The organism is Bradyrhizobium sp. MI1.7 (genome assembly GCF_055811795.1).
The window spans coordinates 277,554-299,641 of the sequence record NZ_JBVVPO010000003.1 but is presented as its reverse complement, the minus strand read 5'-3'; the positions used below and the strand labels follow the sequence as shown (position 1 = coordinate 299,641).

18 protein-coding genes are annotated in these 22,088 nt (G+C 64.6%); 16 read left to right on the top strand and 2 right to left on the bottom strand.

Features of this window, described 5'->3' with window-relative positions; translation table 11 throughout:
- The 3 genes from AC0L3X_RS05910 to AC0L3X_RS05900 form a co-directional block, all read left to right on the top strand.
- Nucleotides 1–773, top strand: a 773-nt coding sequence (locus AC0L3X_RS05910) for a phosphatase PAP2 family protein (RefSeq protein WP_473316303.1), incomplete at its 5' end; no start/stop codon positions are given.
- Nucleotides 774–886: 113 nt separating this feature from the next.
- Nucleotides 887–1,447, top strand: a complete 561-nt coding sequence (locus tag AC0L3X_RS05905; protein ID WP_071913450.1) for a papain-like cysteine protease family protein — start codon at nucleotides 887–889, stop codon at nucleotides 1,445–1,447.
- A 29-nt stretch (nucleotides 1,448–1,476) separates the two neighbouring features.
- Nucleotides 1,477–2,127 carry a hypothetical protein gene (locus tag AC0L3X_RS05900; protein WP_283016661.1) on the top strand — a complete coding sequence of 217 codons (651 nt, stop codon included), beginning with the start codon at nucleotides 1,477–1,479 and terminating at the stop codon, nucleotides 2,125–2,127.
- 89 nt (nucleotides 2,128–2,216) lie between these two features.
- Here AC0L3X_RS05900 and AC0L3X_RS05895 read toward each other — a convergent pair whose 3' ends face one another.
- Complete coding sequence (locus AC0L3X_RS05895; RefSeq protein ID WP_135213820.1) at nucleotides 2,217–2,471, bottom strand: DUF3551 domain-containing protein; 255 nt, start codon at nucleotides 2,469–2,471, stop codon at nucleotides 2,217–2,219.
- A gap of 1 nt (nucleotide 2,472) precedes the next feature.
- Complete coding sequence (locus AC0L3X_RS05890) at nucleotides 2,473–2,793, bottom strand: DUF3551 domain-containing protein (protein WP_063986338.1); 321 nt, start codon at nucleotides 2,791–2,793, stop codon at nucleotides 2,473–2,475.
- A gap of 254 nt (nucleotides 2,794–3,047) precedes the next feature.
- Here AC0L3X_RS05890 and AC0L3X_RS05885 point away from each other — a divergent pair, with 254 nt between their 5' ends.
- The 13 genes from AC0L3X_RS05885 (at nucleotide 3,048) to bamA (ending at nucleotide 21,986) form a co-directional block, all read left to right on the top strand.
- Nucleotides 3,048–3,767, top strand: coding sequence for an outer membrane protein (locus AC0L3X_RS05885; protein ID WP_071913456.1), 720 nt, complete (start codon nucleotides 3,048–3,050; stop codon nucleotides 3,765–3,767).
- A gap of 484 nt (nucleotides 3,768–4,251) precedes the next feature.
- Nucleotides 4,252–7,755 carry a DNA polymerase III subunit alpha gene (gene dnaE / locus AC0L3X_RS05880; protein ID WP_354123708.1) on the top strand — a complete coding sequence of 1,168 codons (3,504 nt, stop codon included), beginning with the start codon at nucleotides 4,252–4,254 and terminating at the stop codon, nucleotides 7,753–7,755.
- Between the two features lie 326 nt (nucleotides 7,756–8,081).
- Nucleotides 8,082–8,852 carry a carbonic anhydrase gene (locus AC0L3X_RS05875; RefSeq protein ID WP_283016659.1) on the top strand — a complete coding sequence of 257 codons (771 nt, stop codon included), beginning with the start codon at nucleotides 8,082–8,084 and terminating at the stop codon, nucleotides 8,850–8,852.
- Nucleotides 8,853–9,026: 174 nt separating this feature from the next.
- Entirely contained in the window at nucleotides 9,027–11,480 is a 2,454-nt protein-coding gene (locus tag AC0L3X_RS05870; RefSeq protein WP_283016658.1) for a caspase family protein, read from the top strand.
- Between the two features lie 219 nt (nucleotides 11,481–11,699).
- Nucleotides 11,700–12,695: a 30S ribosomal protein S2 gene (locus AC0L3X_RS05865; protein ID WP_028151700.1), complete on the top strand. Its 996-nt coding sequence runs from the start codon at nucleotides 11,700–11,702 to the stop codon at nucleotides 12,693–12,695.
- Nucleotides 12,696–12,829: 134 nt separating this feature from the next.
- Nucleotides 12,830–13,753, top strand: a complete 924-nt coding sequence (gene tsf / locus AC0L3X_RS05860) for a translation elongation factor Ts (protein WP_473316301.1) — start codon at nucleotides 12,830–12,832, stop codon at nucleotides 13,751–13,753.
- 60 nt (nucleotides 13,754–13,813) lie between these two features.
- Nucleotides 13,814–14,530 (top strand): UMP kinase, encoded by a 717-nt coding sequence (gene pyrH, locus AC0L3X_RS05855; RefSeq protein ID WP_028151698.1) that lies wholly within the window; start codon nucleotides 13,814–13,816, stop codon nucleotides 14,528–14,530.
- Nucleotides 14,531–14,593: 63 nt separating this feature from the next.
- Nucleotides 14,594–15,157: a ribosome recycling factor gene (frr, locus tag AC0L3X_RS05850; protein ID WP_014494937.1), complete on the top strand. Its 564-nt coding sequence runs from the start codon at nucleotides 14,594–14,596 to the stop codon at nucleotides 15,155–15,157.
- 92 nt (nucleotides 15,158–15,249) lie between these two features.
- On the top strand, nucleotides 15,250–16,008 hold the full coding sequence (locus tag AC0L3X_RS05845; protein WP_014494938.1) for an isoprenyl transferase: 759 nt from the start codon (nucleotides 15,250–15,252) through the stop codon (nucleotides 16,006–16,008).
- Nucleotides 16,005–16,847 carry a phosphatidate cytidylyltransferase gene (locus AC0L3X_RS05840; RefSeq protein ID WP_135213815.1) on the top strand — a complete coding sequence of 281 codons (843 nt, stop codon included), beginning with the start codon at nucleotides 16,005–16,007 and terminating at the stop codon, nucleotides 16,845–16,847. The genes AC0L3X_RS05845 and AC0L3X_RS05840 overlap by 4 nt, the downstream gene beginning before the upstream one ends.
- Before the next feature lie 4 nt (nucleotides 16,848–16,851).
- The gene (dxr, locus tag AC0L3X_RS05835) at nucleotides 16,852–18,075 is read left to right on the top strand and encodes a 1-deoxy-D-xylulose-5-phosphate reductoisomerase (protein WP_028151695.1); all 1,224 of its coding nucleotides are present in this window, start codon (nucleotides 16,852–16,854) and stop codon (nucleotides 18,073–18,075) included.
- 44 nt (nucleotides 18,076–18,119) lie between these two features.
- Nucleotides 18,120–19,271: an RIP metalloprotease RseP gene (gene rseP / locus AC0L3X_RS05830; protein ID WP_028151694.1), complete on the top strand. Its 1,152-nt coding sequence runs from the start codon at nucleotides 18,120–18,122 to the stop codon at nucleotides 19,269–19,271.
- A gap of 174 nt (nucleotides 19,272–19,445) precedes the next feature.
- The gene (gene bamA / locus AC0L3X_RS05825; protein WP_063983033.1) at nucleotides 19,446–21,986 is read left to right on the top strand and encodes an outer membrane protein assembly factor BamA; all 2,541 of its coding nucleotides are present in this window, start codon (nucleotides 19,446–19,448) and stop codon (nucleotides 21,984–21,986) included.
- Nucleotides 21,987–22,088 lie beyond the last annotated feature (102 nt).

The window sequence follows — 22,088 nt, the reverse complement described above, 5'->3', positions numbered from 1 at the left end:
GTGGCGGAGGCGGCGGTGGTGGCGGAAACGGCGCAGTCAGCGGCGGTTACGTTGGTGGTGGAATTCCCCCGCGTCCTTTCCCGATCTTCGAGAGTTTCGTCGGAGTCCTGCCCGGTAGCTTGAATTACGGGGCGACATTCCCGCTGTCTGCCTGGCGCCCTGACTTTTTTGCCCAGATCGCATTGCTCGAATTTGCCAAGACCGATTGGCAAACCATCACTGTCGCCGGCCCGCCAACGGATCACGATGTGATTTTCGGCGAGATCGATGAACTGCTTGGGGCGTCGATGGATCGTCGCAAGAGGTTGGCAGATGAGATCGTCGATCAGGACGTGAGGCTTGTCGGCTATTTTGCGCAGGTCCTCATGCTTTCGCCGTCGGCGCATCCAAATACGATCAAGATTCTGGAGATGGCCGATCATGTTGGGCTGATGGTCGCCGTCTACTACAAGCTCAGGTTCAATCGCGGTCGGCCGCAACAGGTGTGTCCGGCGCTTTTCCCGATGGTCGCGTCGCCCTGGCACGCCTCCTATCCGAGCGGACATTCGCTGGAGAGTCACCTGATGGCACTGGCGCTGGGAGAGATTATCCCCGGTGCGAAGAGTGCACTGAGGGCGCTGGCCGCGCGGATCGGGAAGAATCGCGAGATCGCTGGCGTCCACTACCCGAGTGACACGGCTGCCGGGAAGGCCATTGCTGAAGCCGTGTTTCCGTACCTCCAGCAATGCAGCACCTTCCATGCGGTGACCGAGGCGGCAAAACAAGAGCATTGAACAGTGCCTAATGCCGCAGCCGAGATCGCATCCTTGGATTTTGCAAGGATGCGCTCCGCACGGCCACAAGGAATTGAAGTTGGACCAATCGATCTCAACCACGAGGTATTGCAATGGGTGTGGAAGAAATTTCCGTCATCGAAAGGACACGGATTCAGTTGGCGCCAGATTTCACGATGCAACATCAGTGTCACATCAATTGGTGCTGGGCAGCCGTCGCTTCCAGCATCTCGCGCTATTACGACGAGACCAGTACTTTCACGCAGTGCCGCATCGCCGACCTTGAATTGAACCGGCATGATTGCTGTGATTTCCCTTGCGGCACGCCGGGCCTGGAATTCGATGTGACGCATTCTCTCGGATCACCGCTCAACCGAGTCCGCTGCCTCGCCGTGTTGGCCCTCGACCAACGAGCGACACGAATGGAGGTGCAGCAGGAGATCAGTGCAGGGCGACCCATTTGTGTTCGCACGGTCTGGTCGGGAGACGAAGATGAGGAGGGACCGGCGCACTTCGTCGCGATCGTCGGATATCTGGAGGATACCGACAGCCTGGTCATCGAGGATCCCCTTTTCGGCCTAACACCGGAGATCCAGTTTGATCGATTTTGCTCAAACTATCAGGACGCCAAAGGTGTCTGGACGGACACTTACTTCACCAAGGCCCCGGTCTAGAACCTCGCCACCGTGAAAGGAGAGAAAAGATGGCAATTCATCCCAGCGATCCTCCGGCGGCTGCGGTCGTAGCTGTGAAGCGAGCGGTGGCCAGCCGGGTGGGCAACCCGAAATTCCCGCGATCAAGGCTTTCCACTGCCAAGCGCGACGCGGTCTTCATTTCCCTGCCGCATCGCATTGCCTATCTGGCTTTTGGCAAGATCCGCCGCGCAGACAAACTCAGAGCGGCTGCGAAGCTAGGCAATTGGAGATTTCTTGTGATTGAAGCGAAGCGGCGCACCGCCGCTGATGATGGTGGAGGAGAGGAACAGGAGCCGATCGCTGCTGCGACAATCGTGAAGTCGGCAGCGACGACGTATGAGACGACGTATGAACTGGGTGACCTGAACGAAGGGCCGTTTGTGGCAGCGACGTCGGAGGCGATCCGTCGTGCCGAGAAGCTTCCTGAAGTTCGGGAAGGACGCTTCGAGGCTTTCCTGCTCACCGTGCCGGCGGTCCATGTGACAGCGCTCTGGCTGCAAGATTATCAAGATTGTCATGGCGATGCGGACCTGCTGCTGACGTTACCGCCCTCGGACCAGGCCTTGGAGCCGTATCGGCCGATGGCGTCGGCTGCGTTCTTGGCTGTCGTGCAAGACCTCGCTCGGAAAGTAACTTCCGAATACGCGACGAGGGGGTGAGCGGGCAATGTCGGCGGGATGGAAAAGCTCGCAAGTGCGTTAAGCTCGTAAGGGCGTCAAAGTTGGCAAGTCCCGGCATGGGAGCACGCCTAGTCGGCCTGCTTCGGCCGCCGGGGAGCCTTTGACCGCTTCTGCGGAAAGTACGGGTTCACGGCGCAGCTCGCGGAGCGGCCGACGGCGAGAAATCTGCACTGTTCGAGCGAAGTGTAGCGGCAGTCGAAATAGCCGACCGGGCCGTAGATCTGCATGCAGACGGGATAGCTGGGATCGTAGGTCTGCGCGTGCGCCGGCACGCCCGAGAAGAGCAGGCCGGTGGCGACGAGCACGAAGCGGGCGCTGCGCATCTCAGCGCGGTGGGTAGTAGCCGGGTGAATAGCCCGGTGTCTGGGCGCGCGGACGATTCTGATAGGCGTAGGGATCGTCGCTCTGGCCCGTGAAATACGGATTCGCGATGCAGGTCAGCGCGCGGCCCGACGAGCTTGCCTGACACTGTGCGTAACTGTCGAACGTGCAATTGCTCAGCCCCGGCCATTCCTGGCCGGTCAGGCAGAACGCGTGATGCGTGCCGAATGCGCGTGCGGGCGTGCTTGCACTCAGCGTGAGCGCGAATGTGGCGATTGCGAGCGAAAATGTGGCGACAATGGGGAGGGCAATCTGTCTGCGCATCTCAATCTCCAATCACACAATCGTGCGTGCATCAGATGTCCAGGCACAGATGCAACATACGTCGTGTAGTCGACATTGGAACTCATGAAAACCCTTGTTTCAAAGGGTTTCGCGCGCGCGCTGCTAAACATTCATTAACGCAGCACAGCCCTTTGGCCCCGACTGTTGCGTCGGGGTTACAGCAATTCCGTCGAGCGCTGATATGACGGCCCTACGGCCCGGGGGCCTAACGACGAAACTGGAACGGGAATCAAATGAACAAGAATCTGTTGCTTGCTGCTGTGAGCCTTGTCGCGCTGAGCGCGACTGCGCCGGCGCTGGCTGCTGACCTCGCTGCGCGGCCTTACACCAAGGCGCCTGCGATGATCGCGACCGTCTATGACTGGAGCGGCTTCTACATCGGCATCAACGGCGGCGGCGGTTCGTCGCACGCGACCTGGGATTTCGTTGGCGTGGGTCGCGAAGGCTCGCACGATGCGACCGGCGGCACGGTCGGTGGTCAGATCGGCTATCGCTGGCAGTCCGGCCAGTGGGTGTTCGGCGTGGAAGGCCAGGGCAACTGGGCCGATTTCTCGGGCGACAACAACAGCGCGCTGTTCGCCTCCCGCAACCGCACCAAGATCGATGCGTTTGGCCTGATCACCGGTCAGGTTGGCTACGCCTGGAACAACGTCCTGGTCTACGTCAAGGGCGGTGCGGCTGTGGTCAGCAACAAGTACGAGATCTCCAGCACGGCGGGCGCGCTGCTCTCCTCGTCCAGCGACAGCCGCTGGGGTGGCACGGTCGGTGCCGGCCTCGAGTACGGCTTCGCGCCGAACTGGTCGGTTGGCGTCGAGTACAACCACATCTTCCTGTCCGACAAGGACGTGACCTTCGCTGGCTTCGCCGGCTCGGAGCGCATCCGCCAGGACGTCGACATGGGTCTCGTCCGCCTGAACTACAAGTTCGGCGGCCCGATGATCGGTCGCTACTGAGACTGGTCGCTCATTTCGAGCGATCGTCGAAAAGCCCCGGCCTTGCGCCGGGGCTTTTTTGTTGCGTGAATTCAGCGAGTTAACCATCACTTTTCGAGAGAGCTCACACGGCTTGACTCTCTAGAACGAAATGAGAACAATGTTCTTCATACGTTCTGGTGATGGAGCAAGCCATGTTCAGGATTTTCGTGGAAGAAGCCGCCGCACTCGCCTCGATCTCGCTGTTCGTCGGGATGATCGCAATCTGGGCGCAGGTGATTCCGCAGCTCTAGGCCGCGGCTCGCCAGATCCCCTCAGTACCCCCAGGTCATGCCCTTGGGGAAAAGCGGGACGACGCGGCCGATCGGCCGCTCCGGCGTGGACTCTGAAGCGGTGACGCCCCACCATTGTGAGGCGAGTCGGCTGGGTGGGCGGAAGATGTCCTCATGATCCCCCTGGAGCCGGCGACCGCTCCATCTCATCTGCAAGAGGCCGTCACGCGACCATGCCGAGCGCCGGATTTGTCCACCTTCACGTTCACTCGGCCTATTCGCTGCTCAAGGGCTCGATCAAGATCGCCAAGCTCGCCGAGCTTGCGAAGAAAGACCACCAGCCCGCACTGGCGCTGACCGACACCGACAACATGTTCGGCGCGCTGGAGTTCTCCGACAAGATGGCGGGCTCCGGCATCCAGCCGATCGTCGGCTGCGAGCTCGCGATCGATTTCGGCGACCAGGATCCCAATGCGCGCAATGCGCTGCTGCCGTCGCGTGTGGTGCTGCTGGCGGCCCAGGAGCGCGGCTATCGCAGCCTGATGCGGCTGAACTCGCGCGCGTTCCTCGAATCGCCTGACAGCCACGCGCCGTTCATCAAGTTCGATTGGCTTGACGGTGAGACCGAAGGTTTGATCGCACTCACGGGCGGCCCTGACGGGCCGATCTCGCTCGCGCTTGCCAGCGGGCAGGCCGAAATTGCGGCGACGCGCTGCGAGCGTCTCGCCGGCCTGTTCGGCGACCGCCTCTATGTCGAATTGCAGCGCCACAACATCGACAAGGAGCGCCGCGTCGAAAGCGGGCTGATCGACATCGCCTACGCAAAAGGCCTGCCGCTGGTTGCGACCAACGAGCCGTATTTCGCTTCGAACGACGATTACGAGGCGCACGATGCGCTGCTCTGCATCGCCGGCGGGCGGCTGGTCGCCGAGACCGATCGCCTTCAGCTCACGCCCGATCACCGCTTCAAGACCCGCGCCGAGATGGCGGTGCTGTTCGCCGACATTCCGGAGGCGCTGGCCTCGACGGTGGAGATCGCCGAGCGCTGCTCGTTCCGCCCGATGACGCGCAAGCCGATCCTGCCGTTCTTCACGGTCGGCGCCGCCGCAAGCTCCGACGCCGCGTCGGTCGAGGCGGCCGAGCTCAAGCGCCAGGCGGAGGAGGGGCTCGCCAACCGCCTGCGCGTGCACGGCCTGTCGCAGGGCACTACGGAAGAGGACTACGACAAGCGCCTGGCGTTCGAGCTCGACGTCATCATGCGGATGAAATACGCGGGCTACTTCCTGATCGTCTCGGATTTCATCAAATGGGCGAAGGGCCAGGGGATTCCGGTCGGACCGGGGCGCGGTTCGGGCGCCGGCTCTCTGGTCGCCTGGGCGCTGACCATCACCGACCTCGACCCGATCAAGTTCGGCCTGCTGTTCGAGCGCTTCCTCAATCCGGAACGCGTCTCGATGCCGGACTTCGACATCGATTTCTGCCAGGACCGCCGCGGCGAGGTGATCAGGTACGTCCAGGAGCGCTACGGTCGCGACCAGGTCGCGCAGATCATCACCTTCGGTACGCTGCAGGCGCGCGGCGTGCTGCGCGACGTCGGCCGGGTGCTGCAGATGCCCTATGGCCAGGTCGACAAGCTGACCAAGCTGGTGCCGCAGAATCCGGCCGCGCCGGTGACGTTGGCCGCCGCGATCGAGAGCGAGCCGAAGCTTCAGGCGTTCCGCGATGAAGACCCGGTGGTGGCGCGCGCCTTCGACATCGCGCAGCGCCTTGAAGGCCTGACCCGCCACGCCTCGACGCACGCGGCCGGCATCGTGATCGGCGATCGCCCCTTGAGCGAACTCGTGCCGATGTACCGCGATCCCAAGTCCGACATGCCGGTAACCCAGTTCAACATGAAATGGGTCGAGCCGGCCGGGCTCGTGAAGTTCGACTTCCTCGGCCTGAAGACGCTGACCGTGCTCGACGTCGCGGTGAAGCTCCTGAAGCCGCGCAACATCGACATCGATCTCGCGACGCTGCCGATCGACGATGCCGAAAGCTACCAGATGCTGGCGCGGGGCGAGGTGGTCGGCGTGTTCCAGGTTGAAAGCCAGGGCATGCGGCGCGCGCTGGTCGACATGCGCCCCGACCGTTTCGAGGACATCATCGCGCTGGTCGCGCTCTATCGCCCGGGCCCGATGGCGAACATCCCGACCTATTGCTCGCGCAAGCACGGCGACGAGGAGCCGGAATATCTGCATCCGGTGCTGGAGCCGATCCTGAAGGAGACCTTCGGCGTCATCATCTACCAGGAACAGGTGATGCAGATCGCGCAGGTCATGTCGGGCTATTCGCTCGGCGACGCCGACCTGCTGCGCCGCGCCATGGGCAAGAAGATCCGCGCCGAGATGGACAAGCAGCGCGACATCTTCGTCGCCGGCGCGGTCAAGAACGGCGTGCCGAAGGGGCAGGCCGAGACCATCTTCGAGCTGCTCGCAAAGTTCGCCGACTACGGCTTCAACAAGAGCCACGCGGCGGCCTACGCGCTGGTGTCCTACCACACCGCCTATATGAAGGCGCATTACCCGGTGGAGTTCATCGCAGCGTCGATGACGCTCGATCTCAACAACACCGACAAGCTCTCCGAATTCCGTTCCGAGGCGCAGCGCCTCGGCATCAAGGTCGAGCCGCCGAACATCAACCGCTCAGGCCCGACCTTCGAGGTCGGTGACAAGACGATCTACTACGCGCTTGCCGCGCTCAAGGGCGTCGGCATCCAGGCGATCGAGCAGATCATCGAGGAGCGGACCAGGCGCGGGCTGTTCACCTCGCTCGCCGACTTCGCCGCGCGGGTCAATCCACGCGCGATCAACAAGCGCATCATCGAGAGCCTCGCCGCTGCCGGCGCCTTCGACACGCTGGAGCCGAACAGGGCGCGGGTCTTTGCCGGCGCGGACTCGATCCTGGCCGCCTGCCAGCGTGCGCATCAGGCCGAGACCATCGGCCAGAACGACATGTTCGGCATGTCGGCGGACGCGCCGACCATCATGCTGCCGCAGATCGAGCCCTGGCTGCCGGCCGAACGGTTGCGCCGCGAATATGACGCGATCGGATTCTTCCTGTCGGGCCATCCGCTCGACGATTACGCGATGGTTCTGAAGCGCCTGCGGGTGCAGAGCTGGGCCGAATTCTCGCGTGCGGTGAAGACCGGCGCCACCGCCGGCAAGGTCGCGGCCACCGTGGTGTCGCGCATGGAGCGGCGCACTAAGACCGGCAACAAGATGGGCATCATGGGGCTCTCTGATCCCACGGGCCATTTCGAGGCGGTGCTGTTCTCCGAAGGCCTCGCGCAATACCGCGATGTGCTCGAGCCGGGCGCCGCCGTGCTGCTCCAGTTGGGCGCGGAATTGCAGGGCGAGGACGTTCGTGCCCGCGTGCTGCATGCCGAGCCGCTCGATGACGCCGCCGCCAAGACGCAGAAGGGCCTGCGCATCTTCGTGCGCGACACCAAGCCGCTGGAGTCGATCGCCAAGCGACTGGCCGGACCCGACATGGCGGCCTCGAACGGCGCCGCGCCAAAAGTCGGCAGTCCCGGCATCGCGCCGCGTTCGAACGGCGACGGCGAGGTCTCGCTGGTGATGATGCTCGACCTCGAGACCGAGGTCGAGATGAAGCTGCCGGGCCGCTTCAAGGTCTCGCCGCAGATCGCCGGCGCGATCAAGGCGGTCGCGGGCGTGGTGGACGTGCAGCAGCTGTAAAGCGCGATGAGATCTGGAAGAATCGTCTTCGCGCTTGGGATCGGCGTTGGCGTATGATCTCACCACAAACGCGTACCGCGTTTGTGGTGAGTGAGAATTGCTGCCCTTTTTCCGGATCATGCTTTCGCAGCCGATCTCGAATATATGCAGATGGACGCAGCTCTGTGCGGTCGTTGCGCGTGAGGCGAGCGATCGCTTCGGCTTTGCAGCACGGTTCGCGTTGCAGCAATCATCAGTTGCATCATTTATCATTGGTGATTTCTTCACATCGATGCACCTATCATCGCGACGCTTCCATTCGTCCACTGTACCTGGGGAAACGTCACATGTGCGACAAGTGCTCTGAATCTCTGCATCATGAATCTCTGCATCGAGACATCGCGCCGTCGCGGCGATCCGCGATGCTGTTTGGCGCCGCTGCATTCGGCATGGCCTTCGCCGGCGGAGCTTTCCCGAGCGGCGCCTTGGCAAAGGAGGCCAAGCAGCCACCCAAGCCGCAGAACGTGTTGTCGCCCGACGCATCGCTGAAGCGGTTGATGGAGGGCAATGCGCGCTATGTCGACGGTGTGGCGCGGCGCCACGATTTCAAGCACGAGCGCGAGGCGCTGGCCGGTGGACAGAATCCGTTCGCGGCGGTTCTGAGCTGCGCCGATTCACGCATCGCGCCGGAATATGCCTTCGACAGCGGCCGCGGCGATCTCTTCGTCTGCCGCGTCGCCGGAAATTTTGCCGGCACCGAAACCATTGCCAGCATGGAATATGCGGTGGCCGTGCTCAACGCACCGCTGATCCTGGTGCTTGGCCATGATGCCTGCGGCGCGGTCGATGCGACGCTGAAGGCAATCAAGGACAACACGTCGCCGCCGGGACACATTCCCTCGCTGGTCGATGCGATCGCGCCCGCCGCAAAGGCTGCGATGCAGCAGGGCGGGGACGTGCTCAACAAGGCGATCCGGCAGAACGTGATCGACAACGTCGCGAAGCTGAAGTCGGCCGCGCCGATCCTCAATGCGGCCGTGGAGCAGGGCAAGCTGAAGGTCGTCGGTGGCATCTACCGGCTCACCACGGGAACAGTCGATCTGATCGCGCAGGGCTGAGCGAGGTTCGCGCCACAGCGCGGTCGCGAGGCTTACGCGGGCCTGACGCAGGGACTTGATGGGGCGGGGCGCCATGCCGCCGCCTCAATCCGCGCTTTTCGTTCAAGAGCCATTCAGCCGGCCGCGCGTCTCATGTACGGTGGCAGCTCAACAACGATAGCGGGCAAGCAAGCCATGCGTGGGACCTACAAGGCCTTCATCTGTTTTCTCTTGCCGATCCTGGCGTTCGCTGCGGCCGCGCCTGATCCGGCGCGCGCGCAGCAGCAGGAAAAGCGCATCGCGCTCGTGGTCGGCAACGGCGCCTACGCCAAGTCGCCGCTGGCGACGACCGCGAACGATGCCGGCCTGATCGCGCAGACGCTGCAAGCGGCGGGCTTCGACGTGGTCGGCGCGCGCGATCTCGACGGCGACACGCTGCGCAAGAGTCTTCGCGATTTCATCCAGAAGGCGCAGGCCTCGGGTCCCGGCACCGTCGCGATGATCTATCTTGCCGGCTATGGCGTCCAGCTTGCGGGCGAGAACTATTTCATCCCGGTCGATTCCAACATCGTCCGCGACACCGACATTCCGACCGAAGGCCTGCGGATCAGCGACTACGCCCGCCAGCTCGCCTCCATTCCGCTCAAGGCCAACATCGTCGTGCTCGACGCGGCGCGCGCACAGCCCTTCATCGAGGGCGGCCAGCAGATCGCGAGCGGACTGGCGCTGGTCGAGCCGGATCCGAACATGCTGATCGCCTTCAACGCCGCGCCCGGCACGGTCGCGCCGGAAGAGCCCGGCCCGTACGGCATTTATGCGCAATCGCTGGCGGAGATGATCCGTACCGGCGGTCTGCCGCTGGCCGAGGTGTTCGACCGCGTCCGTCTGCGCGTCAACGAGGCCAGCAAGGGCGCGCAGGTGCCGTGGAACGAGGCGAAGATATCGGCACCCTTCTCGTTCTTCGAGCGCGGGCCCGATGCGCCGCCGCCGGAGGCCGCGCCCGACCAGGTTGCCGCGATCCGCAACAAGCCGATCCGCGATCTCGGCGTGCAGGACGCCTATGCGGCCGCGCTCGAGCGCGACACGTTGCCGGCCTATGAAGAATTTCTCGCGGCCTATCCCGGTGATCCGATGTCGAAGCGCGTGATGGCGATCGTCGCGGCGCGCCGCGAGGCGATCACCTGGCGGCGGACCTATCGCGCCGATACGCCGGACGCCTACTGGTCGTATCTGCGTCGTTATTCGCGCGGTCCGCATGCCGGCGATGCACGGCGCAGGCTTGCAATCCTGACCGCGCCGCTCGAGCCGCCGCCGACTTTCGCGATGATGGACTATGACGTGCCGCCGCCGCCGCCCGAGGAGATCGTCTATGTCGACCGTCCCGTGCTGCTGTTCGGCGACCCCGTGTTCGGCTTCGCGCCGCCACCGCCGCCGCCGGTCTATTATCTGCCGCCGCCGCCGCCGGATTTCATCGTGCTCGAGCCGCCGCTGCCCGTGGTCGGCCTGTTCGTGCTGCCGCAGCCGCTATTCGTGCCGATCCCGGTGTTCGTCAGGCCGCCGATCTATGTCGCGCCGCCGCCGAACAACATTGTCTTCAACAACATCCATAACACCACGGTCATCAACACCGTGATCAACCGGCCGCCCGCCCCGCCCGCAGGAGCGGGAGGAGGGACCGGGCCCGGCAATCTGAGGCCAGCGATTGCCGACCGCGCCAACCCGGTAGCGCCAATGTTGCCGCAAGCCGCTACGCAGCGCGCCGCGCTGATCCAGCAGGGCAAGGCGCCGATGCCGCCGAGCGCGACGGTCCAGCCGACGGCGAGGCCGGGGATGCCTCCCGGGACGCCGGCCAATGTCGCGCCGACCGGCACGCCCCCTGCCGCACCGCCGACCAGGCTGCCGCAGGCCAATACGCTGCCGGTTCCGGGCGCCCAAGGCGGGCCGCCGGCTGGGGCAGGGACGCCGCAGGGCGGCAGGCCCTTGGCGCCGACGGCAAATGCACCCGGCGGGCTCCCGCCGACGCATCCGGGGGCGCCGACCACGGCTGCGCCCGGCACAACGCTGCCGCCCCATCCTGGTGCGCCAACGGCCGGCACTCCGACGACCGTTGCGCCCACCGCGAATCCGGCTGCGCCCGGCCAACCGCCGAAGCCGCCGGTTGCTCAGACCCCGCCTGCCGGCGCGCCCGTTGGCGGCAAGTCTGCAACCCGTGAGCCGGCTGGCGCGCCGCCACCTACTGCGGGCACGCCGCCCGGCACGCCCTCGGGCGCCGCGGGCAAGCCGGTCACGCCGCCGCCCTCGGCCGCGCGCGAGCCGGTCAAACCGCAGAACTTGCCCGCGACCCCTCCAGCGCAGGCCGCCCGGCCGTCGCCGTCAACTCCAGCATCGCGGCCGCAGGCCGTGGCGAGGCCGACGCCGCCACCGCCCGCCGCTCGCCCGGCACCGCCGCCGCATGTCGCATCGCCTCCGCCGGCCCGAGCGGCTCCGCCTGTGGCCGTTGCACGGCCGGCGCCTCCGCCAATGGCCCGGCCGGCACCACCGCCGCCGCCGCGGATGGCCGTCGCGCCCCCGCCGCGTCCAGCGGCACCTCCGCCGCACCCAGCGGCGCCGGCGGCGAAAAAGTGCCCGCCGAACCAGCCCAAGTGCTAGGTCTTTGCGGGCTGGCGTGGTCTTTACGGAAGAGAGCCTTCGGGAGGCGAAAACAGCCCCCGAAAGGCCCTTATTTCCTTGCTTCTGGCCGAAATGGCGCTATATAGCGCCCCATCTCACACGGAAACATGGCTCACAAGGCCGTCCGGTGGCAACCGGGGCGAGAACGCTCCGTTTTGCTCACACGTTTCCGGAGGAACCAACCGGAGAATTGAAACTATGGCGCTTCCCGATTTCACCATGCGTCAGCTCCTCGAAGCTGGCGTGCACTTTGGTCACCAGTCTCACCGCTGGAATCCGAAAATGGCACCGTTCATTTTCGGCGCCCGCAACAACATCCACATCGTCGACCTCGCGCAGACCGTGCCGTTGCTGCACACCGCCTTGCAGGCGGTCAGCGACACCGTCGCCAAGGGCGGCCGCATCCTGTTCGTCGGCACCAAGCGCCAGGCGCAGGACGGCGTCGCGGACGCTGCCAAGCGCTGCGCGCAGTATTTCGTCAATTCGCGCTGGCTCGGCGGCACGCTGACCAACTGGAAGACGATCTCGGCCTCGATCAAGCGCCTGCGTCATCTCGATGACGTGCTGTCCGGCGGCGACGCCAGCTCCTACACCAAGAAGGAGCGCCTGACGCTTCAGCGCGAGCGCGACAAGCTCGATCGCTCGCTCGGCGGCATCAAGGACATGGGCGGTCTGCCCGACCTGATCTTCGTGATCGACACCAACAAGGAAGACATCGCGATCCAGGAAGCCCAGCGGCTCAACATCCCGGTCGCCGCGATCGTCGACACCAATTCGGATCCCAAGGGCATCACCTATGTGGTCCCGGGCAATGACGATGCCGGCCGCGCGATCGCGCTGTATTGCGACCTGATCGCACGTGCGGCGATCGACGGCATCTCGCGCGCCCAGGGCGATTCGGGCATCGACATCGGTGCCTCGGCTCGTCCGGTCGCCGAAGAGCTGCCGGCCGCTTCCTCGAGCGGCTTCCAGGGCCTTGCCGGTCCGCGCGGCACCGCCGACGACCTCAAGAAGCTCCCGGGCGTGTCGGGCGCGATCGAGAAGAAGTTCAACGACCTCGGCATCTTCCACTTCTGGCAGCTCGCCGAGCTCGATCACGACACCGCGCACAAGATCGGCGAAGAAGTCGGTCTGCCGAGCCGTGCGGATGCCTGGGTGGCCAAGGCCAAGGCGCTGACCGCGGAAGCGGAATAGTCAAAAAGAGCGATGGGTTGGCCGGATATAAGTCCGGCCACCATTTCAGTTGACGCGAATTCCTGAGATGGACCGCGGCGGGGCTGTTTGATGCCACGCCGCGGCAAACCGGCAGGCAAGAAGGATTTTCAACGATGGCAACGATCACAGCTGCGATGGTCAAGGATCTGCGCGAGTCCACCGGCGCAGGCATGATGGACTGCAAGGCCGCGCTCACCGAAAACGACGGCAACATGGAAGCGGCGCAGGACTGGCTGCGCAAGAAGGGCCTGTCGAAGGCCGCCAAGAAGTCCGGCCGCGTCGCCGCGGAAGGCCTGATCGGCGCGCTCACCAAGGGCACCAAGGGCGTCGTGGTCGAGGTCAACTCCGAGACCGACTTCGTCGCGCGCAACGGTCAGTTCCAGGGCCTCGTCAAGATGGTCGCGCAGGTCGCATTCGACGTCGGCGCCGATGTCGAGAAGATCAAGGCCGCCAAGGTCGGTGACGTCACGATCGAAGCCGCGATCAACGACGCGATCGCCACCATCGGCGAGAACATGACGCTGCGTCGCGCAGCTTCGCTCGAAATGACGCAGGGCGTCGTGTCGAGCTACGTCCACGGCGCCGTCGTCGAAGGCGCCGGCAAGATGGGCGTGATCGTCGCGCTCGAATCGCCCGGCAAGGCCGACGAGCTCGCGGCCCTCGGTCGCCAGATCGCGATGCATGTCGCGGCCACCAACCCGCTCGCGCTCGAGCCGTCCGGCCTCGATCCGGCGGTCGTGAAGCGTGAGAAGGACGTGCTCGCCGACAAATATCGCCAGCAGGGCAAGCCCGAGAACGTGATCGAGAAGATCGTCGAGTCCGGCCTCAAGACCTATTACAAGGAAGTCTGCCTGCTCGAGCAGGCCTTCATCCACGACACCGGCAAGTCGGTGGCGCAGGCGGTGAAGGAAGCCGAAGGCAAGGTCGGCGGCGCGGTGAAGATCGCGGGCTTTGTGCGCTATGCTCTCGGTGAGGGAATCGAGAAGCAGGAAAGCGACTTCGCGGCCGAGGTCGCAGCGGCCAGCGGCAAGAAGTAAGCGCCGGTACGTTCCTTCCGGCTTGCCGCCGGAAGCGGCGCCCGGGCGGGGAAAGTGCTCATGACTGATCCGGTCTATCGTCGCGTCGTGATCAAGCTGTCCGGCGAGTATCTCGCGGGGCAGCAGGGTTTTGGCATCGATCAGCCGACCCTCGACCGGGTTGCGGACGATCTGATCGCCGCCCGCCAGCTCGGCACCGAGGTTGCGGTGGTGATCGGCGGCGGCAACATCGTGCGCGGCGTCGAAGTGTCCTCGCAAGGGGTGTCGCGCACCACCGGCGACACCATGGGCATGCTCGCCACCATGATGAACTGCCTCGCGCTGGAGGCGACGATCGAGCGCAAGGGCACACCGGCACGTACGCTGTCGGCCTTCGTCATGCCCGAGATCTCCGAGCTGTTCACCCGCACCGCGGCGCACAAATACCTCGCCGAGGGCCGGATCGTGCTGCTCGGGGGCGGAACCGGCAATCCGTTCTTCACCACCGATACGACCGCGGTGCTGCGGGCCGCCGAGATCGGAGCCGAGGCTGTGCTGAAGGCAACCAATGTCGACGGCGTCTACTCGGCCGACCCCAAAAAGGATCCGACCGCCACGCGATTCGACCGGCTGACGCATTCGCAGGCGATCGAGGGCGGCTACAAGGTGATGGATGCGACCGCCTTCGCGCTTGCCCGCGAGACGTTGCTGCCTATCATCGTATTCTCGATCGCGGAGCCGGGTTCGATCGGCGCTGTGCTGCGTGGCGGCGGCCACGGAACCGTCGTCGCCGGCTGACGCCTCGTCGGTCGCGCCTGAGGGGCGCGGAGTGGGTCGCCGGGATTTTGAAGGAGAAACGTGATGGCCACGGGTAATTTCGACCTCAACGAAGTGAAGCGTCGCATGCAGGGCGCCGTCCAGGCCCTCAAGCACGAGCTTGGCGGCCTGCGCACGGGGCGCGCGTCGGCCTCGATGCTCGACCCGGTGCAGGTCGAGGCTTACGGCAGCCACATGCCGCTCAACCAGCTTGCCACCGTCAGCGTGCCGGAGCCGCGGCTGATCTCGGTGCAGGTCTGGGACAAGTCGATGGTCAAGCCGGTCGAGAAGGCGATAGTCGATTCCAATCTCGGCCTGTCGCCCGCGACCGAAGGCCAGGTGCTGCGCCTTCGCATCCCCGAGCTCAACGAGGAGCGTCGCAAGGAGCTCGTCAAGGTCGCGCACAAATACGCGGAAGCGGCCAAGGTCGCCGCGCGTCACGTCCGCCGCGACGGCCTCGACGTCCTCAAGAAGCTCGAGAAGAATCACGAGATGTCGGAAGACGATCAGAAGCGTCACGCCGACGAGGTGCAGAAGGCGACCGACGGCACCATCTCCGAGATCGACCAGTTGCTGGCTGCCAAGGAAAAAGAAATCCTCACCGTCTAAAGCGCGATCATCGCGCTTTAGGTTATTGTTCGCGCATGATCTTTCGGAAAACCGCTTCGCACTTGTCCGGATCATGCTTTAGGGCCGCCTTCATGTCCAACGCCGCCGCGCCAGCAACCGAAGGACCAGACCGGTCCGACGCGCCTGCGCATGTCGCCATCATCATGGATGGCAACGGGCGTTGGGCCGCCGCGCGCGGCCTGCCGCGGGCCGAAGGGCATCGCCGCGGTGTCGAGGCGCTGCGCCGGGTGGTGCGTGCCTCGCACGAGCTCGGCATCCGCTATCTCACCATCTTCTCCTTCTCTTCGGAGAACTGGTCGCGCCCGGCGAGCGAGATCGGCGATCTGTTTGGTCTCCTGCGTCGCTTCATCCGCAACGATCTCGCGAGCCTGCACCGCGACGGCGTCAAGGTCCGCATCATCGGCGAGCGCGACGGACTCGACAGCGACATTTGTGCACTCCTCAACGAGGCCGAGGAGCTGACGCGCGACAACACGCGCCTGACGCTGGTCGTCGCCTTCAATTACGGTTCGCGGCAGGAAATCGCGAAAGCCGCGCAGAAGCTCGCGCGAGAAGTCGCAGACGGCAAGCGCGCCCCTGAAACGATCGACGCCGAGACGATCGGGGCTCATCTCGATGCGCCCGACATCCCCGATCCCGATCTCATCATCCGCACCAGCGGCGAGCAGCGGCTGTCCAACTTCCTGATGTGGCAGGCCGCCTACAGCGAGCTGGTCTTCGTGCCGATCCACTGGCCCGATTTCGACAAGGCGGCGCTGGAAGGCGCGATCGCCGAATTCGCCAGACGCGAGCGCCGTTTCGGCGGTCTGGTCGCGAAAAACGCCTCGTGAGCGAACCCGACGCCGCATCAGCGGGCGAGAAGCCTGCCCCGAGCAATCTCGTGATGCGAGTCCTCGCAGCGCTGGTGCTGGCGCCGCTCGCTATTGCACTCGCTTATGCCGGCGGCTGGCTGTGGGCGCTTCTCGTCACCCTGGTGTCGATCGGGCTGTTCGCGGAATGGCTGATGGTGGTGGGCGCGGGGTCTGCTGCACTGACCGGGGCAGGGACGATCGTCATTGCCATGATGGGGGCCTGCGTCGCCTTCGGCGCGCTCAAGACCGCGATCATCACCGGCCTCATCGGCGGCGCAATCGTGACGCTGATCGCGCGGGCCAAGTTCATCTGGGCGGCCACCGGCTTCGCCTACGCATCGGCGGCGCTGCTGGCCTCGATCCTGGTGCGGCAGGATCTCGTCAACGGGTTCGCCGCGCTGATGTTCGTGCTGCTCGTGGTGTGGGCGACCGATATCGGCGGCTATTTCGCCGGACGCAGCATTGGCGGACCGAAACTATGGCCGCGCGTGAGCCCGAAGAAGACCTGGTCCGGGGCGCTCGGCGGCTTTGCGGCGAGCCTTTTGGTTGCGGCCGGCTTTGCGGCGTGCGGGATCGGAAAGGCGGTTCCACTGCTGCTCGTCAGCGCCATCCTGTCGGTGGTATCGCAGGCGGGCGATCTGTTCGAATCCGCGGTGAAGCGGCGCTTCGGCGTCAAGGATTCCAGTCACTTGATTCCCGGCCATGGCGGGCTACTGGACCGTCTGGACGGTTTTGTTGCCGCCATCCTGATGGCATGGATTATCGGCTTTCTCCGCCATGGTGTGCATAGCGCCGGAAGCGGTCTTATGGTTTGGTGAGGATATGAGCGCGGTCCCATTGCGTAACAACAAGGCTGCGGCGTCGACCGTCCGCAGTGTCACGGTTCTCGGCGCCACCGGCTCGATCGGCGACAGCACGATGGATCTGCTGCGCGCCTCTCCCGAGCGCTATCGCGTCGAAGCCTTGACGGCGAACGGCAATGTCGAAGCGCTGGCCAAGCTCGCCAAGGAGTTTTCCGCGCGCTACGTCGCGATCGCCGACACGTCCAAGTTCGCCGAGCTCAAGGCTGCGCTCGCGGGAACGAGCACGGAATGCGGCGCGGGCGAAAGCGCTGTGATCGAAGCCGGCGCGCGTCCGGCCGATTGGGTGATGGCCGCCGTAAGCGGCGCCGCCGGACTGAAGCCGGCCCTGGCCGCGGTCGATCGCGGCGCGCATGTCGCGCTCGCCAACAAGGAATGTCTCGTCTGCGCCGGCGACTTCTTCATGCAGCGCGCGGCGAAAGCGGGCGCCTGCATCCTGCCGGCCGATTCCGAGCACAATGCGCTGTTCCAGGCGCTCGGCTCAGGCAACCGCGACGAACTCGTCCGCGTCATCATCACCGCCTCGGGTGGGCCGTTCCGGACCTGGAAGCCCGCCGACATCGAGCAGGCGACCCTCGAGCAGGCCCTGAAGCATCCGAACTGGAGCATGGGCCAGAAGATCACGATCGATTCCGCCTCGATGATGAACAAGGGCCTCGAGGTGATCGAGGCGTCCTATCTGTTCGCGCTCTCGCCCGACGAGATCGACGTCCTCGTGCATCCGCAGTCGATCATCCACGGCATGGTCGAGTTCTCCGACCGTTCGGTGGTGGCCCAGCTCGGTTCTCCCGACATGCGCACGCCGATCGCGCACTGCCTCGGCTGGCCCGATCGCATCAAGGGGCCGGCGGCCAAGCTCGATCTGGCCAAGATCGGCCAGCTGACCTTCGAGGCGCCGGACTTCGAGCGCTTCCCTGGGCTTCGGCTGGCCTTCGATTCGCTCCGGACCGGGAAGGGGGCGACCACCGTCTACAACGCCGCCAACGAGGTTGCGGTCGCCGCGTTCATCGCCGGCAAGATCCGGTTCGGCGCGATCGCGCGGCTGGTCGAGGCGACGTTGGACGACTGGATTCGCGGCGGGAACCAGGCTCCCCTGACGTCCGCTGACGATGCAATCTCTGTTGACCATGTTGCGCGAAATAGAGCTGCCGCCCTATTGCCTCAAATTGCCTTAAAGGCATCCTAGATGGCACGGGGCCAGGGCCTTGCGGCGCTGGATGAGGGAATTCGATGATCGACTTTTTCGTCCATAGTTTCAATACGTTGAGCCATGGGCTCCTCGGCTACGCGGTTCCCTTCCTGTTCGTCCTGACGATCGTCGTGTTCTTCCATGAGCTCGGCCATTTCCTGGTCGCGCGCTGGGCAGGCGTTCGGGTGCTGACCTTCTCGCTCGGTTTCGGACCGGAGCTCGTCGGCTTCAACGACCGCCATGGCACCCGCTGGAAGATCTCGGCGATCCCGCTCGGCGGCTACGTCAAGTTTTTCGGCGACGAGAGCGAGGCTTCGACCCCGTCGGCCGAGACACTTGCGGCCATGACGGCCGAGGAGCGCGCCGGTAGCTTCCATCACAAGAAGGTCGGCCCGCGCGCCGCCATCGTCGCGGCCGGACCGATCGCCAATTTCATCCTGGGCGCGCTGATCTTCGCCGCCATGGCGCTCTATTACGGAAAGCCGAGCACGATCGCCCGCGTCGACGGCGTGGTCGCCGACGGCGCTGCGGCCACGGCCGGTTTCAAGATCGGCGACGTCGTCGTGCAGATCGACGGCAAGCCGATCGAGAGCTTTGCCGACATGCAGCGAATCGTTGCGATGAATGCCGGTTCGGCACTTGCCTTCCAGGTCAAGCGGGACGGCGCCATCGTCTCCCTGACCGCGACGCCGGCGCTGCTCGAGCGCAAGGATCCCTTTGGCAACAGCCACCGCCTCGGCGTGCTCGGCGTCGAGCACAAGTCCCAGGCCGGCGAGGCCTCGACCACGCCGGTCGGCGTCGGCGAAGCGCTCAAGATCGGTGTCGAGCAGGTCTGGTTCATCATCACCAGCACCTTCAAGTTCCTTGGCTCGCTGTTTGTCGGACAAGGCAATCCCAACGAGGTCAGCGGCGTGCTCGGCATCGCCAAGATGTCGGGGCAGGCGGCCAGCGCCGGGTTCCAGTTCGTGATCAATCTGTGCGCGGTGCTGTCGGTGTCGATCGGGCTGTTGAACCTGTTCCCGATCCCGCTGCTCGATGGCGGTCACCTGATGTTCTACGCGGCGGAGGTGGTCCGGGGCCGACCCCTGTCCGAGCGGACTCAGGAGATGGGGTTCCGAATCGGGCTCGGTTTGGTGCTGATGCTGATGGTGTTTGCCACCTATAACGACATCTTGCGGATGGCAGCTTCCTGATACGGGCTTTTTTGTGGCGTTGCTCATGAGCAACGTCTTGGAATGAAATTGAAATTACGGTGTCAGCGGCCGTTTGCGACATCGGGGAAATTGGCTACAAGCGGCTTCGAACTTGGGGAATCTCCCGGACCGGCGTTGGGGTTGGGTCTGGTACTGATAAGGGCGCGTTGCGCAATGAAGTTTGGACTGCGACTCCGGGGGGGCTTGCTCGCATCCCTGATCTTGTTCGGCGCGCCGGTGCTTGCCCCGGTTGGGGCTGGTTTTGTGTCTTCGTCTGCGCTTGCTCAGACCGTCCAGTCGATTTCCGTCGAAGGAAATCGCCGTGTCGAGGTGGAGACGATCCGCTCCTATTTCAAGCCGGGCCCGGGTGGCCGCCTGGATCAGGGCGCCATCGATGACGGCCTGAAGGCCCTGATCGAGACCGGCCTGTTCCAGGACGTGCGAATCAATCGCGGTTCCGGTGGCCAGATCATCGTCTCCGTGGTGGAAAACCCGGTGATCGGCCGCATCGCGTTCGAAGGTAATAAGAAGGTCAAGGACGAGCAGCTCACCGCTGAAGTCCAGTCCAAGGCGCGCGGCACCTTCTCCCGCGCCATGGTGCAGTCCGACACCCTGCGAATCGCCGAAATCTACCGCCGCTCGGGTCGCTATGACGTCCGCGTCACGCCCGAGATCATCGAGCAGCCGAACAACCGCGTCGACCTGATCTTCACGGTCGAGGAGGGCGCCAAGACCGGCGTCAAGTCGATCGAGTTCGTCGGCAATAACGCGTTCTCGTCCTACCGCCTGCGCGACGTCATCAAGACGCACGAATCGAACCTGCTGAGCTTCCTCGCCAGCAACGACCTCTACGATCCCGATCGCGTCGAGGCCGACCGTGACCTGATTCGCCGTTTCTATCTCAAGAACGGTTTCGCCGACGTCCAGGTGGTCGCCGCGCTCACCGAATACGATCCGGAGAAGAAGGGCTTCAACGTCACCTTCAAGATCGAGGAAGGCTCGCAGTACCGCGTCGGCACCGTCGACTTCCGCTCCTCCATTCCGAACTTCGATCCGACCACGATGCGCAACTATTCGCGCGTCAATGTGGGCGCGCTCTACAACGTCGAATCGGTCGAGAAATCGGTCGAGGAAATGCAGATCGAGGCGTCGCGGCGCGGCTATGCCTTCGCCGTGGTCCGTCCCGGCGGCGACCGTAATTTCGAGGCGCACACCGTCGCCGTCGTGTTCAACATCGACGAAGGCCCGCGCACCTATATCGAGCGCATCAACGTCCGCGGCAACACCCGCACGCGCGACTACGTGATCCGCCGCGAGTTCGACATCTCCGAGGGCGATGCCTACAACCGCGCGCTGGTCGACCGTGCCGAGCGCCGCCTGAAGAACCTCGACTACTTCAAGAGCGTGAAGATCACGACGGAGCCGGGCTCCTCCAGCGACCGCGTGGTCCTGATCGTCGATCTCGAAGAGAAATCGACCGGCGACTTCTCGGTCTCGGGCGGCTACTCCACCACGGACGGTGCGCTCGCGGAAGTCTCGATCTCCGAGCGTAACCTGCTTGGCCGCGGCCTGTTCGCCAAGGCGTCGGTGACCTACGGCCAGTATGCGCGCGGCTATTCGCTGTCGTTCGTCGAGCCGTATCTGCTCGACTACCGCGTCGCGCTCGGTCTCGACCTCTATCAGCGTCAGCAGCTCTCCAACAGCTACATCTCCTACGGTACGAAGACGCTGGGCTTCAGCCCGCGCCTCGGCTTCAGCCTGCGTGAAGATCTGTCGCTCCAGCTGCGCTACTCGATCTACCAGCAGGAAATCACGCTGCCGTCCTACCTGGCGAACTGTAACAACGTCCTCGGTTCGTCGGCCTTCAACCCGAGCCCGGCCTTTGCCGCATCGCAAACGCCGCCGATCGATCTGACCTCGACCGGCGGTCTCGGCTGCTACTCCGACGGCGAAGCCTCGCTGCCGGTCCGCAAGGAGCTTGCCGGCGGCAAGACCCTGACCTCGGCGCTCGGCTACACGCTGACCTACAACACGCTGGACAACAACAAGAACCCCACCGACGGTCTGCTCGTCGACTTCCGGCAGGACTTCGCCGGCGTGGGCGGCGACGTCACCTACCTGAAGTCCGTCGTTGACGCGAAGTACTACGCTCCGCTGGTGTCCGACATCGTCGGCCTCGTTCACCTTCAGGGCGGCATGCTGAACAAGATCGGCAACAACGATATCCGCATGCTGGATCAGTTCCAGATGGGCCCGAACTTGGTCCGCGGCTTTGCTCCGAACGGCATCGGTCCGCGCGATTTGAATCCCTTTGGCACGCAAGACGCGCTTGGCGGCACCAAATATTGGGGCGCTTCGTTCGAATTGCAGATGCCGTTCTGGTTCCTGCCGAAGGAAGTGGGTCTGAAGGGCGCGGTCTACGCCGACGCCGGCGGCCTCTTCGACTATCAGGGCCCGACGACGTGGTCGCTGACGAACGAAATGACCACGACCAGGAACTCGAACTGTACGCCGTCGACCATCAACCCGCCCTCGGCTGGAACCTGTACCGGCCTGGTGTATGACAACGGCAATGTCGTCCGTTCGTCGGTTGGTATTGGCCTGATCTGGCAGTCGCCGTTCGGTCCGCTGCGGTTCGACTACGCCGTGCCGCTCACCAAGGGCCAGTTCGATCGCGTGCAGCAGTTCAGGTTCGGCGGCGGCACCTCGTTCTAGTTCGATCAGCAGGGCATGAGCCGGCCCCTTGTTGGGGCCGGTTTCCAAAAAGATCGTGCTCAATCCGTGAGATAAGGCATGATGCGGCCTGACCGCTTCATG

Excerpts from the sequence above, each read along its gene's own strand:
- AC0L3X_RS05905 (WP_071913450.1), top strand. The coding sequence starts at position 887 with ATGGGTGTGGAAGAAATTTCCGTCATCGAAAGGACACGGATTCAGTTG.
- AC0L3X_RS05900 (WP_283016661.1), top strand. The coding sequence starts at position 1,477 with ATGGCAATTCATCCCAGCGATCCTCCGGCGGCTGCGGTCGTAGCTGTG.
- AC0L3X_RS05895 (WP_135213820.1), bottom strand. The coding sequence starts at position 2,471 with ATGCGCAGCGCCCGCTTCGTGCTCGTCGCCACCGGCCTGCTCTTCTCG.
- AC0L3X_RS05890 (WP_063986338.1), bottom strand. The coding sequence starts at position 2,793 with ATGCGCAGACAGATTGCCCTCCCCATTGTCGCCACATTTTCGCTCGCA.
- AC0L3X_RS05885 (WP_071913456.1), top strand. The coding sequence starts at position 3,048 with ATGAACAAGAATCTGTTGCTTGCTGCTGTGAGCCTTGTCGCGCTGAGC.
- dnaE (WP_354123708.1), top strand. The coding sequence starts at position 4,252 with ATGCCGAGCGCCGGATTTGTCCACCTTCACGTTCACTCGGCCTATTCG.
- AC0L3X_RS05875 (WP_283016659.1), top strand. The coding sequence starts at position 8,082 with ATGTGCGACAAGTGCTCTGAATCTCTGCATCATGAATCTCTGCATCGA.
- AC0L3X_RS05870 (WP_283016658.1), top strand. The coding sequence starts at position 9,027 with ATGCGTGGGACCTACAAGGCCTTCATCTGTTTTCTCTTGCCGATCCTG.
- AC0L3X_RS05865 (WP_028151700.1), top strand. The coding sequence starts at position 11,700 with ATGGCGCTTCCCGATTTCACCATGCGTCAGCTCCTCGAAGCTGGCGTG.
- tsf (WP_473316301.1), top strand. The coding sequence starts at position 12,830 with ATGGCAACGATCACAGCTGCGATGGTCAAGGATCTGCGCGAGTCCACC.
- pyrH (WP_028151698.1), top strand. The coding sequence starts at position 13,814 with ATGACTGATCCGGTCTATCGTCGCGTCGTGATCAAGCTGTCCGGCGAG.
- frr (WP_014494937.1), top strand. The coding sequence starts at position 14,594 with ATGGCCACGGGTAATTTCGACCTCAACGAAGTGAAGCGTCGCATGCAG.
- AC0L3X_RS05845 (WP_014494938.1), top strand. The coding sequence starts at position 15,250 with ATGTCCAACGCCGCCGCGCCAGCAACCGAAGGACCAGACCGGTCCGAC.
- dxr (WP_028151695.1), top strand. The coding sequence starts at position 16,852 with ATGAGCGCGGTCCCATTGCGTAACAACAAGGCTGCGGCGTCGACCGTC.
- rseP (WP_028151694.1), top strand. The coding sequence starts at position 18,120 with ATGATCGACTTTTTCGTCCATAGTTTCAATACGTTGAGCCATGGGCTC.
- bamA (WP_063983033.1), top strand. The coding sequence starts at position 19,446 with ATGAAGTTTGGACTGCGACTCCGGGGGGGCTTGCTCGCATCCCTGATC.